Annotated in this window: 9 protein-coding genes; all 9 read right to left on the reverse strand. The window is 38.4% G+C overall.

Going from position 1 to position 12,130, the window contains the following annotated elements; all coding sequences use genetic code 11:
* Nucleotides 1-15 precede the first annotated feature (15 nt).
* Nucleotides 16-1,284, reverse strand: a complete 1,269-nt coding sequence (locus MC50_RS26200) for an oligosaccharide flippase family protein (RefSeq protein ID WP_047665336.1) — start codon at nucleotides 1,282-1,284, stop codon at nucleotides 16-18.
* A 68-nt stretch (nucleotides 1,285-1,352) separates the two neighbouring features.
* Nucleotides 1,353-2,429, reverse strand: a complete 1,077-nt coding sequence (locus tag MC50_RS26205) for a glycosyltransferase family 4 protein (protein ID WP_047665339.1) — start codon at nucleotides 2,427-2,429, stop codon at nucleotides 1,353-1,355.
* A gap of 38 nt (nucleotides 2,430-2,467) precedes the next feature.
* A complete protein-coding gene (locus MC50_RS26210) occupies nucleotides 2,468-3,550 on the reverse strand; it encodes a glycosyltransferase (RefSeq protein WP_190306315.1) in 1,083 nt (360 codons plus the stop codon).
* Nucleotides 3,551-3,552: 2 nt separating this feature from the next.
* On the reverse strand, nucleotides 3,553-4,719 hold the full coding sequence (locus MC50_RS26215; RefSeq protein ID WP_047665342.1) for a glycosyltransferase family 4 protein: 1,167 nt from the start codon (nucleotides 4,717-4,719) through the stop codon (nucleotides 3,553-3,555).
* A gap of 283 nt (nucleotides 4,720-5,002) precedes the next feature.
* On the reverse strand, nucleotides 5,003-7,153 hold the full coding sequence (locus MC50_RS26220) for a polysaccharide biosynthesis tyrosine autokinase (RefSeq protein ID WP_047665344.1): 2,151 nt from the start codon (nucleotides 7,151-7,153) through the stop codon (nucleotides 5,003-5,005).
* A 17-nt stretch (nucleotides 7,154-7,170) separates the two neighbouring features.
* The gene (locus tag MC50_RS26225; protein ID WP_072025013.1) at nucleotides 7,171-7,605 is read right to left on the reverse strand and encodes an arsenate reductase/protein-tyrosine-phosphatase family protein; all 435 of its coding nucleotides are present in this window, start codon (nucleotides 7,603-7,605) and stop codon (nucleotides 7,171-7,173) included.
* Between the two features lie 5 nt (nucleotides 7,606-7,610).
* Entirely contained in the window at nucleotides 7,611-8,744 is a 1,134-nt protein-coding gene (locus tag MC50_RS26230; RefSeq protein ID WP_047665346.1) for a polysaccharide export protein, read from the reverse strand.
* Nucleotides 8,745-8,877: 133 nt separating this feature from the next.
* Entirely contained in the window at nucleotides 8,878-10,317 is a 1,440-nt protein-coding gene (locus MC50_RS26235; RefSeq protein ID WP_047665349.1) for a capsule assembly Wzi family protein, read from the reverse strand.
* A gap of 959 nt (nucleotides 10,318-11,276) precedes the next feature.
* Entirely contained in the window at nucleotides 11,277-11,906 is a 630-nt protein-coding gene (locus MC50_RS26240; protein ID WP_047665352.1) for a phosphatase PAP2 family protein, read from the reverse strand.
* Nucleotides 11,907-12,130 lie beyond the last annotated feature (224 nt).

The raw sequence follows: 12,130 nt of genomic DNA on the forward strand, positions 1-12,130 counted from the left end.
TTTGTATTAAGACAACTATTTTTTAATTAATTTGTTTATTTTCAAAGAGTTAACATGCATATGGAAAACCACATTATTTTTAAAAGGATAATTATAAATACTCATAGAAATTAGCTCAGTCAAGAAAGTTGCAACCGCTGCACCAATAATACCATATTGGTAAATTAGCGGAATATTTATTAGACTACTAGTGAATGCAACACAAAGTGATTTTTTTGAAAGAAAAGTATAACCCGAATATTTAGCAATTAACCGTGCAGATACAGTGCCTAACATAGATATTACAGCAGCTAGTGTTAGAATAATTAGTGGTATATAAGCATCAGTGAAAGCATCACCATAAAGAAAACCAATCAGATATTTACCAAAAAAAATCATAAAACACAAAAAAGGAAGTGACATAATAAAAACTATTAATAATAACTTACTGAAACCATCAATAACTTTGTCGTCTTTATTTTCAGAGAAAAGTCCTGGTAATGTAGAAGTAATAAAAGCATTACATACAAAAGTCCAACATGCTGAAAGAGACACTGCCACTGCATAAATACCCACATAGACTTTATTTGTCATTACACCTAGAAGTAACATTGACATACGAGTGTAGATAGCTCCAGATATAGTTGAGATTACAAATGTAGAGCCCACACAAAACATATATCTTATATAGCGAATCTGGTGCTTTTTTTTAACCTTTGAACCTCTATCTATTTTGTTCCTAAAATAAAACCATCTAATAATGAATGGTATAAAACCAGTCAATATGATAGGAATAACAAGGAACCTTGGATCCAATTCAAGAAATGCAATTAACCATCGTAAAAATAAACAAATAATCAATGCAGCAACATTTACTATTGTATTGATTTTAGAGTTTAATGTCGCATCATTGTATATTGCAAAGACATCCATTGCCATAAAAAAACAAGATAGCATGCAACCAATAATATAAACAAATCCTAACTCATGAGCAAATAGCCAATAATAAAAAATAACCGGGAATGTAATTATAACATATGCGAATAATCTTAAGTAAACAGTAGAAATTATTAGCCTCACACCTGATATTTGGCTCTTCCCTATTCTTTTAAAAATTATAATATCACTTCCAAACTGAGATATAATTTGAACAATTTGGAAAAGTGATGTAGCGAACGAAATCTCACCAAATATTTTCGGACCTACATACTTTGCAACGAAGGATGTAACAAAAATCAGCCCGACTATTGAGACAAGTTTTTCTGACATCATCCATATTGAGTTGGAGATTACTTTTCTATTCAAGAATCGCCTCTATACCTTAAGTTCAAGTGGTTATAATACAAAAAGAAGGTGCCTAATAATAAAAGATATTAAAAGAGGGACTTATATACTAAATTAATATTCTCTATCATTTTCATCGTTGTGAAATTACTCTTATAATTTTTTAAGCAATTTTCTTTTTTTAACCCCCATTCTGATTTCTCCACTGAGCTAATAATATCCCATGCTTCTGTTATATCATCTTTTTTAAAGAGATACCCTGTAATATCATCTATGACAACTTCAGGTAATGAAGAGCAGTTTGATGCGACGACAGGTAAACCATAACTTTGAGCTTCAACCGCAACTAAACCAAATGATTCCCATCTACTTGGCATAAACAAAAAATCAGCATAGTAAAAGAATGGGGCAATTTCTGTAGTACTCATCCAATTTTTATATATGATACTTGAAATACCATCTTCTTTCTTTTTGGCTGAATCTCTAACAGCGTCTCCAATAACAGTAATTTTAGTGTTGTCTTTGACCAAGTGAGATAATTTCTCCACCAGATCAAACCCTTTTTGATGGTCAAAGCGTCCAACAAATAATATATTTGTAAAGTTACTTTGATATGGAGAACTAGCATCGCTTACATCTTGAGGATCCTCTACTCCATTATAAACCACCTCTAGATTATATTCTTTCAACCCAAATTTAATTGCTGATTTTTTTTCATATTTACTTGTGCAAATTATTATATTGGCATATGGCTGAAGCATTTTTTCTATAAAAAGGAAAACTTTATTCATAGAACCTTTTACATCCATTATGAATGCAAAGGCATGTGGACAATAAACTACTTTTATATCTTTTTTCTTGACTAGAATGTTAATCAATCTACATACAACACCCGCAAAAGAACTATGAATGTGTATTATGTCTGGATCTATTTTCTTCAGTAATTTTAAATATTGAATAGATAAATTAATAAGAGATAACATTCCTCTTTTTTTTCTTTTGAATGTATAAATAGATAAATCAGGCACTTCCATAACATCTTTACAATGCGTATCAGGCAGTAAACAGTAACTATCTACATCATCATTTTTTAGTAATTGTCTAATAACTGTAGCTACACCACCTCTTGCAGTTTCAGCAACATGCAAAACTTTTTTTTTAGTCATTTATCTCTCCTTTTTATTTCTATTTTGCTATAAATGATTTATGCTAATTTATTGAATTGACTTTGAATCCTATCAATATTATTTGACCACGAGTGTTCCTCTATTACTTCAACAATTCTTTTATCCAAAAAATAATTACTCTTTGCTTGCTCGTAACATTTAATTAACTCATCGTCATTATTATATTCCCACAAAAAACCAACATTTTTAACTTCATTTAGATCAATATTAGAATAAATTACTGCCAATCCTGAGGCCGCATATTCCCATAATTTCATTGGGCTACGCCCATGATTTGAAGGATGACGACTCAGCGTTAATAAGCCTATTTTTGCTTTCTGCATGATATCAGGTGTTTGGTTATAATCCACAGCACCATAGAAAATAATATTTTCATATATATCAGTAATCTCTTTCACTTTTTGTTTATAACTATCAATAATTGGTCCATATATGTTAAATTTATCCTCTGGAAATACTTTTGCTAATATACTAATAGCATCTAAATCGAAACGCTCGTCCACGGCCCCTATATAGATAGCACCGGAACGATCCTTATTATTTACTGATTTAAACATTTCCGCATCATAGCCATTTTCTAAAACGATTGAGCCACAACTCGGTTTAAATCTTTCATCAATTGATCTTTTCACACTTAATGAAGTAGAAATAATCAGGTCAGAAATACCCGTTATTTTTTTTTCATATTTATTTGCAACTTCGCCATCAAACTTAAAATAATCATCTGTCGGTCTGTAAATCATCTTTTTATAATTAAAAATATTAATATATGGATAAAAATAAGGATTGTCACATACTATTAAATCATACATATTATCTTTGATAGATACTTTACAAAAAAAATAATTTATTAAGTCGAATAATTTCCCATTTTTATTTTTTATTGGAAATAACATATAAGGTGTTAATAAGTTAACTCTCATATCAAGTTGATAGACACCCTCATCTTTTTTTTTACCCATCAATTTGTGAGATAAGGTATAAGGACTGCCTAAGAATGTAACTTCATGACCTTTTCTGATAAATCCGTTCGCATAATGATGGCTACCGATTTTAAAATTAGAGTACTCACGTGTGTGACTTAATATTAAAATTTTCAAAATCATTCTCCCCGAGTCAACCTTGAGTATAGATTATCGTATTTTATAGCGAGTTTACTAACATCGAAGTTGTCCTCTACGAATGTTTTTGCAGCATATTTTATAGAATTAACATCATCTAACTTCATAACTTTTTGGAGTGTTTTTTTGATGGAATCAGAATCAACACTTTCAGTTAGAAAACCGGTTTCATTATTGATAATTTTATTAGGAATCCCGCCTACTTTTGTTCCAATAACAATACATCCATGAGCCATAGCTTCAAGTGTTGTTAAACTACTGCCTTCAAAACGTGAGGGCTGTACAAATATATCACATATACTAAGATAACTATTCACCTCTTCATCTGTAGCATATTCAATAATTTGATAGTTGCTTTTGCCTGAGGATATTATTTTTTCGATGTCACTCTTTCTACTCCCTCTACCAAGGTGTATCCATTTTATTTTTTTATTTGAGTAATATTCATTATTCAACTCACTAATTGCTTTGGCTAGTAAATCATACCCTTTATTAAATTCAATCCGCCCTAAGCTTAAAACTATAAAATCATCTTTTTCTCTTATGTGTTTAATAAATTCTTTATTTACTAAGGAAGTAAGACGAAGAATATTTACCCCATTTGGTATCAATAAAATTTTATCATCTGTAACATTAATATTTTTCTTAACTTTATCAATTAATAACTGATCCGTAGCTATAATCACATTGGCATGTTTAGCTTTTTGCGCTAACCATCGAATAAAAAATCGGTTAAACTCACTTTTTAATTTACCCGATGTAAACTCTTCCATGCCATGAGGATTTGCCACTGCTTTATATTTTTCTCTTTTATTTTTAGATATGAAATAAATAGCACCCACTGCAGCACCATGAAAATGTAATACACTACCTTCAGGCACATTTTTCTCTATATATTTAGCCACACGATTACACCATAGGACATACTCATACCCAAAAATACTCACTACACTCTTTTGGGGCCATGGTACATCTTGGAAAGATATATATTCAGGTATATTGCCAGCTACCTTTTTAGCTGGTGAAATTAGCGACACTCGATATCCAATTCTATGCATTTCTATAATATGATCGTATGCGCTCCTTTCAAGCCCCCCAACTCCATCATCAAAAGAAATAGCCCGAGTAATCACAAATATTTTTTTCATTTAAATCTCCAGTGTCTTATCTATAATAAAAACACTTTATAAAATGACAGCCTTGAGCAAAAATTCAGTTTTACAGTCATACTGCTGATACTTTCACATCTTATGACTTTTCTTCCCCTAAAGAAAAATAAAAAACAACATGTAATCAATGAATATTGAAAAAATAAAACGTCTGTGAAAACATTTATTCAAAGATGTGTGTTTTGTTCTTTATTAATCAATAAAGCCGTAAAATGCATCGTATTTTCACAGCTTTATTTTTAGATCATTAGAAATCTATTTTTTAGTCGTCATTGTATGTATAGCCATAGTTACTGTACCCGTAACCATAATATGTACTAGCTTTCTTCACAACCCCATTCAATATAGCACCTTTTATATCTACACCGCTCTGATTAAATCTATTAACACTAACCTCAATTTCTTTTGCTGTGTTAGCTTCGAATCTCGCAACAAGTAAACTTGTACCAACATAATTACCAATGATTGCGGCATCAGTAACTGCTAAAATTGGAGGTGTATCAATTAATATAATATCATATTCACTTGACACCCAATCTAATAAATCTTTAAACCTCGGATGCATTAATAGCTCAGCCGGATTAGGCGGGGTTTTACCTCTTGAAATAAAATCAAAACCTATTTGATTATTTTTTTTGATACACTGTTCTTTATTTATTTGACCGGACAGCACATCAGACAATCCTCTTTCATTATCATCACTAAAAATCCTATGGACATATCCTTTCCGCATGTCAGCATCAACAAAGAGTACTTTCTTTCCACTTTGAGCTATAATAGCAGCCAGATTACTGCTAACAAATGTTTTACCCGCATTCGGACTCGCACCAGATATCATTAATATATTATTTCTTGCTTCCATCATTGCAAAATGCAAACTCGTCCTGAGACTTCTGATTGCTTCAATAGCTACATCAGCAGGATTATCAATTGCCAAAAACCGAGTGTTTTCTACATTTGATTTTTTTCCCATTTTGTGATTTTTCGACATCCATTCTGAAACGGGTATACTTGCATATACGTTAATTCCCAATTCTTCTAATTGCTCTGGTGACTCAATTCCTTTTCTAAAGAAAACTCTCATTAAAATAATTGCAATTGAAGTAAACATGCCTAAGAAAATACCAATAAATACTACAAGTACTTTTTTTGGTTTGACTGGTTTTGGCTGTGTTATTGCATCATCTATTATTCTGACATTACCTATTGCGCTCGACTTAGCAATATTTAACTCTTGCTGCCTATTCAGTAACTGCATAAATACTGCTCTTCCTGACTCAACATCTCGACTTAGTCTTAAAATCTCTTGCTGAGTTTCAGGCATAGATGAAACTTTTTTGTTTAGTTTCACTCTTTCATCTTGTAAAGTTTTACGTTTCTCTAATAGAGCTTTATAAGTCGGATGTTCTTTAGTATAAAGCTGAGATATCTCAGATTCTCTAAATGTTAACTCATTGAGTTGATTATCTACATTAACAATTTGATCTAGTACAGATTTAGCCTCAAGTGAAAGATCTACAGAATCACTGAGCCGACGATATCGATTAAGTTTATCTTCTGCAATATCAAGATCATTACGAACCTTCGGCAATTGCTGGTTTAAAAAATCTAAACTTTTAGCATCCTGTGCCGCTTGTCTTGCGATGTTTTGTGACAGATAATTATGGCTAATGCTATTGATAGTTCTTTTTATTAGGTCTGGGTTATCCCCATATAATGACAGGACAAGTATTCCAGTATCCTTCCCTTGATCTACTGCTGTAAATCTATCTTGTAGATCTGAAATCGCTTTTAGTTTTGTAACTTTACGTATACTGAAGTCTGTACCTATATCAGCTGAAATTGAATCAACTTTAATTAATAGTCCACCTTCATTTACTAAATTGCCAACTTGGCCATTTATTAGCTTATCATGATATGTAATTTGATAATGATTTTTATCAAGAACAACCAAATTAAATTCAGGCTCTTCATCATCTTGACCATTTGTGATATCTAATTTAGATATCACAAGAGATCCTTGTGATTCATTGAGTAAACGAGCCCATCCTCTGCCAAAAAAAGGAAAGTAACTCTGTTTAACAATTATTTGTAGATTCAAATCATCTACTGTTTTTCCCAATATCATTCGAGATTGGAGAACTGCAATTTCTGGCGCAGATTGAGGTTGACTATCCGGAAGCATTTGTGACAAATTATTTAAGATAGCATTACCTTGTTTTTGCTCTATTTGAACTAATGAATCAGCTTGGTAAGTAGGAGTTGCAAATAGAACGTAAACTAACGCTACTAAAGCAAAAATAGATGTTAATGATATAATCAACTTCCGGTGGTCAATAAGCTCACCAATCAATCGACTTAGATCAATCTCATCCGTCTCTCTATTAACATTTTTATTGACTACCGATGGCATGGTCTAATTCCTGATATTTATACGTCTAATTTTTCAACCCAGCTTAAGCCGGCCTGCTCGATTAATTTATATACTGCCAAAAAAGCTTCATCACTCTTTCGATATGGGTCGGGAATCTCTTTGCGATTTAGCCATTGTCCAAACAACATTGTCTTTCCCCGCATTTCTGGAGCTATTTTTCCTACTTGTTCAATATGGAGTTTTTCCATAACTAATATGAGATCATATTGCCGCCCTAATGATGCGGTAAATTGCCTGCCTAAATGCCCATCTAAAGATAGTCCATTTTGAGAAGCAATTTTTATTGCACTTTTATCAGGGAGATGGCCGACCAAGGCCCCCGTACCAGCTGAATCAACTCTTTTAGTTGGTAAAACTTTACGTAGAAAACGCTCACCGATTGGTGAGCGACATATATTCCCGGTACAAATAACAAGGATTGAATCAAACATACCTATCACCAAGTCCGAATAAATTTCGCAGTTTCAGTCATATCATGCACACCGCTAATTGTTGGTACTAACTGGGAAATGACACGATTCCAACGGACCAATGGTGCTGTTGTGACATACACAATATCATAGGGCTGTAATTGAAATTCTGTACCTAAAACCATCGCTGAAGCATCCTGTGCGTTAAGCTGATAAACGTTAGCAATCTTACCTTGTTTATCACCTTTCATCTGGCGAATAACAAAGATACCGGTCGCATCGCTCATTGCTTGTGATATGCCTTCGGCATTTCCCAGCGCCTCGGCAAGCGTCATACCACTGCGGTCCATCTTCATCGTACTTTGCTTGCCAACCTCTCCCATAACGAAGACTTTCAGGTCGTCATTGCGTGGTACAAACAGAATATCGCCGGGATACAGCAGGTGGTTCTCGGTCAAATCGCCTTTTTGCATCAGGGCATACAGGGAGATTTTGGTATCTTTACCATTATGCGTCAGAACAACGTTGCGCCAGTCAGCATCCGGCGCAAGACCACCCGCGGCGTTGATAGCATCCATAACGGTCAAAGGTATATTGGTGATCGGCTGCTGACCCGATTTTATGACTTCACCTGTCACGTAGGCTTTCTGCGAACGGAATGCGGCAACGCTAATATCAACCTGCGGACTTTCAATATAGGTCGTCAGGCGACTGGCGATATCCTGGCGCACCTGGCTCAACGTTTTCCCCGCGACCTGCACTTTGCCAATATATGGATAGAAGATCGTACCATCGGCGTTCACCCAGTTGCCAGTGTCGCTGGCGCTGCGGTACTGACCGGCAGGGGTGGTCAGTTCAGGGTGATCCCAGACGGTTACCATCAGCACATCGCCCACGCCAATCCGGTACTCATAATTTTTAAGCAAGCTATCCAGTTGCGCATTTGGCCGGGCCATCACACTTGTCGGGCGCAGTTGCTCAATTAACCCTGGCGTCATCGGATAGACGTTAACCAGTTTATCCAGGTCATAATCGCTATCCGGTAATTCAACCACATTCTTACGTAAGCTGTTCAATCCCTGACCAGGAATAATGGTACAAGCCGATAAAAAACTTATTGCCAATGCTAATGCCGAAAATCTAACCATTTTTTTCTTCATAATGTCACATCATCAGTAAACTAAAATTTGCCAATGCCTGAGCTACATATCGTCCACCAGTTTATTCCTGTCTGGCTGCACGCGGAGAATGGTAGGCTAAACTCCATTCTCCTGACTTCCTGTAGCATCTAGCCTATAAACTAAATGGGATCTCGATCCCGGCGCTTGCGCCAACATCATCGCTATCGCTATGGTCCGCATTTGTATACCACAGCGACGTATTCAGACGAACGGTCTTATAGACATCCCCGCTCCACCCCAACTGTACACCTTTCAATGTATCGGAGTGCGGGAATGCCTTATTAATTGATTGATCCTTCGGGTTCACTTTGGCATAGACCAGACGAGTGCTCCAGCGCTGATTATCTTCGGTAATCAGTTCAACTTTACCAGCAAACAGCTGCCCATCCCCCCCCATCGCGTCTCCCAGCGGGTAGCCCTGCTGATAATAGCCATCTTTATAGATATGGTGGGTATAACTGTAGTTGGTCCGGCTCATATTTGTGCGCGTATCATGGGCCTCCACATACCAGTTCACCGCATCTTTCCCCCAGCCATGGTGCCCTTCTACTCCACCAAGGTACATATTGGCAGAAGGCAAGAAACCTGATTCATCCTCACCAATCATCTGGCCATATAAGCTAACGGGTAAACCGAGAGTCGGTTCTAGTTTCAGCTTAAAGTCAAACCCTGCCAGCTGGTTGCCAGGCTCATTCGGATCGTTTGCCGTGGTATTATCTTTCCCGGTAAAACCATCCCAGAAATTACTCAGCGATTGCGGGCGCCCTTCCCCGCCCCACTGCATAATCCGTGAAGCGCCCAGTTCCAGAGACTGGAACGGGGAGAAGGTCAAACGGCCGCCGATAATCTTGGCATGCGGTACCGCTGTGTACTGGTTCATCTGGCTGGCGGAGATCTGATACTGCCAGGGGCCAATCCAGCGCAGCCACCAGGTTTCCGGTGCCGCCTGTTCAGCGCGCTGCATCAGGAATCCGGTCATTGGCCTCGCAGCATCGCCGCGGATCAGGCTCCCTTCATAGCCCGGTCCCCACCACTGCGGCATCTGGCCAAACGACAGCCACTGGTTCCAGAACTTCACCGCGCCGTACGCGCCGTTGGCATTGAACCGGGAGCCGTTGCTGATACGCTCACCGCCTTCCACATTGCCCTGCAGATGAACATCCCACCAGTCGCCACTGTTGTTAAAGGCCAGCGATAGCGAGTTATCTGCCGGTTGACTTTGCGCAAAGCCCTGAGGTGTTCCCGGTTGATCGGTAGAGGTGTAGCCGCTGACGCGAAAATCAGCCTTTAATGAGGAAAGCCGCTGATTAATACGCGCCAGCACCACCTGTTCAGAAGAATAGGAAGGTTTGGCCTTTTTTAACGCCCGGGTAATCTCTTCCTGGCTCAGGGGCCAGGTAGAAAGGCTAAGCTGGATAACTCCCCGGTCAGACAGCCAGGAGAGATCGTTACGCAGTTCGTTATCATTGAGTACCAGACCAGAGGCATAAACCTGCGCACTCACCGATGTCAACAGCCCCAAAGCAAGTGCAAGACGCGCGATTTTCATCATTATACAAGATCCATTTTTAGCCCCGTTTCCGCAAGCTAGCGAGTCATGGGGAATATGAGTTTAGAGAGCGCACGCTGACGCCAGTCGTAGTATGTTAGTTCAGCAGTGATGATGCAATAAGCAGTCCCTTCGAACGTAATCAGCCACGCAGTATTTGAAATGTCAGTGCAACAGCCAAAGCGCCAACGACTCCCCTCACACCGATCGCCGCCGACCCTGGACATGAGCTATCTCCAGTCAACCAGAGGGATAACACGCTGTTTAGTCAGAAAGATTGCCGATTATATACGGTGCTTGCGGATAATCATCCGTCGCAATCGGTTTTAGGAATTTCGAACATATAGAAGATGACTGCAGAATTGACGCTGGCGGTTTCGATACGCTACCGCCCTTGGCTTAACAGCTACCAATGCACTGTACTTCATTTATACATTTTTGCTGGCACAGTGCCCGCGTGATTATTAGTCACTGACAATATTTTTGCGGCATCAAGTTTACGAGATTCTGCCGGCAAATGGGAGTAAAAATGACAACTATTCGCTTATAAAAACAACCCAAACCGACTCCTCCGACAAGCGGACGACACCTCAATAAGATTGTTTAATAATATCTCATCGTTCCAGCTCAAGATGCTTGCTTACGCACCACAACCAAAGCAACGCTATGTTTTTTAAGGATTTTATTGGATAAGTATATTAACCACGCTAATTCTCGTCACTTCCGTCAACTACAAAAATTAATACCTGCCATTCATTTTTTATACTTGACAAACATAATTTAATTTCAGGAATAAGGGGCAGCCTGTCTATTTAGGATTGTTCTCAGCCACGTTATTTCCTGTGCCAGCAAAAATATTGCTGCAGAATGTAGTAGCAACTATTTATTTCACGAATATGAATGTACGAAACCGGGACTGATTCTATTATTTTCTCTGGTCCCATTCATCGTCAGCAGCACATTCAGTAAAAACGCTTATGCAAATCCGCCCGGGTAAAGGGCTTTTCCAGCGGACCCAGCTTAACGGCAATTTCACCCAGCAGAGACTGAGTCGGCGCTTTAGCGCCAGTATTTAGCAGCACAACGGGGATGATAATCAGACTGAGCACCCCGCCCCAGGAGAGCTGTGCATCGACCACACGCGACGAATTCCGCTGCAGCAGCAGAAACAGCGCGCTACCGCAGGCGCCAAGCAGCAGCCCGGCAATCACTTCAGATGGGGAGTGGGCATGAATCGCCAGACGGGAATACCCCACGAGGATAGCCAGCAAATACCCTATAACCATGGCAGTCCGGCGTAAAGCAATGCTACCGCGGGCACAGAGCAGCCATAAGAAAATGGGCCAGAAGGCGGTAGATAAAGCGGTGTGCCCGCTAAAACCGGTGAAATCGAGCTCGCGGATGCCGATGCCCCAGCCCATAAAAGCCAGTTTTGATGCACTGACGATGGCGCCGGTAATACCAAACAGCAATCCCCACTGCCAGGCAATCTGTCTGGAAGGCCTGCGCAGAAATAAAACCATGAACACTGCTGCCGCGCTGGGTAACAGCACGGTACTATCGCCAAAAAAAGAGACCCACTGCCAGTTCATTTATTTTTCATCCTTTGACGATTTTCCAGTTCGCAGCGCCTTTGTCCATGACGTTGGTATGGGCATACACATCCGATAACTTCACATTTTTATGCATGCATCACTGTTGTTTAATGCGTAAGCATGATCTCAGTCAAGTTTTATTTTTTTATGACAGCCAGCGGCATGCATATTTTTTTAAGAAGATTCTGACTAACTCATTATTAGCAAACATAAAATTATGC

Origin of the sequence: Klebsiella planticola (assembly GCF_000783935.2) — a bacterium.
Classification (GTDB): domain Bacteria; phylum Pseudomonadota; class Gammaproteobacteria; order Enterobacterales; family Enterobacteriaceae; genus Klebsiella; species Klebsiella planticola.

Bases quoted from the DNA above. Each gene is read 5' to 3' on its own strand.
- MC50_RS26225 (WP_072025013.1), bottom strand. From the start codon at position 7,605: ATGTTTGATTCAATCCTTGTTATTTGTACCGGGAATATATGTCGCTCA.
- MC50_RS26205 (WP_047665339.1), bottom strand. From the start codon at position 2,429: ATGACTAAAAAAAAAGTTTTGCATGTTGCTGAAACTGCAAGAGGTGGT.
- MC50_RS26230 (WP_047665346.1), bottom strand. From the start codon at position 8,744: ATGAAGAAAAAAATGGTTAGATTTTCGGCATTAGCATTGGCAATAAGT.
- MC50_RS26235 (WP_047665349.1), bottom strand. From the start codon at position 10,317: ATGATGAAAATCGCGCGTCTTGCACTTGCTTTGGGGCTGTTGACATCG.
- MC50_RS26240 (WP_047665352.1), bottom strand. From the start codon at position 11,906: ATGAACTGGCAGTGGGTCTCTTTTTTTGGCGATAGTACCGTGCTGTTA.
- MC50_RS26220 (WP_047665344.1), bottom strand. From the start codon at position 7,153: ATGCCATCGGTAGTCAATAAAAATGTTAATAGAGAGACGGATGAGATT.
- MC50_RS26215 (WP_047665342.1), bottom strand. From the start codon at position 4,719: ATGAAAAAAATATTTGTGATTACTCGGGCTATTTCTTTTGATGATGGA.